This window comes from Methylibium sp. T29 (genome assembly GCF_000576205.1).
GTDB classification, from domain to species: domain Bacteria; phylum Pseudomonadota; class Gammaproteobacteria; order Burkholderiales; family Burkholderiaceae_C; genus Methylibium; species Methylibium petroleiphilum.
Map to the genome: position 1 here is coordinate 1 of NZ_AZND01000416.1, position 1,960 is coordinate 1,960.

General features: G+C 68.0%; 1 protein-coding gene. It reads left to right on the forward strand.

Features of this window, described 5'->3' with window-relative positions:
* Positions 1-25 precede the first annotated feature (25 nt).
* Positions 26-1,960 (forward strand): amino acid adenylation domain-containing protein (locus tag x551_RS21595; RefSeq protein ID WP_152543628.1); only part of this gene is annotated, 1,935 nt, incomplete at its 3' end.

Genomic DNA, 1,960 nt, shown 5'->3' on the forward strand with positions numbered 1-1,960 from the left:
AAGCCAGCGCAGCCGATCTGAGGTATTGGGGAGGACGGCTGGCGGGGTTGGAGGAGCTGAGGCTGCCGGCGGACCGGGAGAGGTCTGGGCGAGGCGAAGGTGGCGGAGGGGTGGTGAGGTTCGAGGCCGATGCTGCGGAGGTGAGGGGCTGAAGGAACTGGCGAGGCGGCACGGAGCGACGCTGTTCATGGTGCTGCTGGCGGCATACAAGGTGCTGCTGATGCGCCACAGTGGGCAAGAGGACATTGCGGTGGGCACGCCCACGGGGGCGAGGCCGCACGAAGAGCTCGAGGGGCTGATCGGGTACTTCGTGAACATGGTGGTGCTGCGCACCGACCTGAGCGGAAAGCCGCGGTTCTCGGAACTGCTGGAGAGGGTGAAGTCCGGGGCGCTGCAGGCCTACGAACACCAGGACCTCAGCTTCGACCGGCTGGTCACGGAGCTCAGTCCGCAGCGCCGCATCGGACACAACCCGCTGTACCAGGTGGTCTTCGACCTGCAGAACGCGCCGCAGGGGGAACTGAACCTGCAGGGCGTGAGTGCCGAGCGCATGGCCGTGCACACGGGCAAGGCGCAGTTCGACCTGGGGCTCTCGCTCACGGAAGTGCAGGGTGAGCTGAGAGGGGAGTTCGAATACAGCCGAGAGCTGTTCGAAGAAGAGACGGTGCGCCGGCTGAGCGAGCACTACGGCGAACTGCTGCGCGCCATCGTGAGAGACGAAGGACAGGCCATCGACCGGTTGCCGCTGCTGGGAGCGGAGGAGAAGGCGCTGCTGCTGCAAGGCTGGGAAGGCCGCCGGCAGCCCAACGAAGTGCAGCGCCTGCACGAGTTGTTCGAAGGGCAGGCCGAGCGCACGCCGCAGGCACTGGCGGTGCTGTCGACGCAGGAGGGGCAGGGAAGCTGGAGCTACGCCGAACTCAACGACAGGGCCAACGCGCTGGCCCACCACCTGATCGGTCTGGGCGTGGGCCGGGAGGCGCTGGTGGGGGTGTGCATGCAGCGCAGCATGCACACCGTGGTGGCGCTGCTGGGGATTGCCAAGGCTGGCGGGGCCTACCTGCCGCTGGACCCGAGCTACCCTGAAGAGCGGCTGGCCTTCATGCTCGAAGACAGCGCGGCGCGCTGGGTACTCGTGGACCGCGAGGCGCGCGAGGCGATGCGCACGTGGGGAGCCGGCGCGACCGGCGTGGAAGTGCTGTGCCTGGAAGAAGAGCCGCTGCAGGCGTTGTGGAGCGGGCCGGTGAAAGGCAACCCCTGCGTGGGGGTCGAGCCGAAGGATCTGGCCTACGTGATCTACACCTCGGGTTCGACGGGGCGGCCCAAGGGCGTGCAAGTGCTGCACGAAGGCATCAGCAACCACGTGCAGTGGTTCGGTCGCACGGTGGGCCTGCAGGCCCGGGACCGGATGCTGTTCAAGACGAGCATCAGCTTCGATCCGGCGCTGGTGGAGATGCTGGTGCCGTTGCACGTCGGGGCGGCGGTGGTGGTGCTGCAGGCTGGGGAAGAGCGCGACAGCGCGAGCGTGATCGAGGCGATCGGCGAGCATGGCGTCACGGTGCTGCAGGTGGTGCCCTCGGCGCTCAAGGCCATGCTGGCGGAGCCGGACCTGAAGGGATGCGAGAGCCTGCGCTACGTCGTGTGCGGGGGCGAAGCGCTGGAGAGGAGTCTGGCGAGCGAGGTGGTGCGCAAGCTCAAGGTGCGCATCGGCAACTTCTACGGACCGACCGAGACCAGCATCGATGCGACGTGCCTGCCTGAGGTGGACATCAGCGGGGTGGGGGCGACGGTGCCGATCGGGCGCCCGGTGGACAACATGCACTGCTACGTGCTGGATGGGTACGGGGAGCCTGTGCCGATCGGGGTGATCGGGGAGTTGTACGTGGGCGGGGTGGGGGTGGCGCGAGGCTATCTGAACCGACCGGAGCTGACGGCCGAGCGCTTCGTGGTCGACCCGTTCCGT